General features: G+C 34.8%; 1 pseudogene. It reads right to left on the bottom strand.

The features are described from left to right. Window positions 1-293, bottom strand: a pseudogene (locus V6246_RS18295) (sodium:solute symporter); the annotation flags it as partial.

Here is a 293-nt window from a genome sequence, read left to right as displayed (position 1 = left end):
GGATGAAAACGTAGAGTCTAAAGTAGAAGCAGCCGAGGTAATCATAATAAAATTTATAATAAGTAAAATGAATACTCCAAATATTTTACCGACTTCTACAGCGGCTTGCCCTTGTATATTTTTGAGTTTGGGCATAAACGCCAATGATGCTAAATAAAATAATGCAAAGCGCACCCAAAACACTAGCGATTAAAAAGCTTCTTCTTGTAACTTTAGGTGAACTTATAAATGCTCTATCTGTAAGAACAGGATCGTGAAATGGATAACCAAAGGATTGAATAATGGCTGCGAAA

The organism is Algibacter sp. TI.3.09, assembly GCF_038154905.1.
Lineage (GTDB): Bacteria > Bacteroidota > Bacteroidia > Flavobacteriales > Flavobacteriaceae > Algibacter.
The sequence above is the reverse complement of the archived record's forward strand: the minus strand, read 5'-3'. Positions and strand labels throughout refer to the sequence as shown.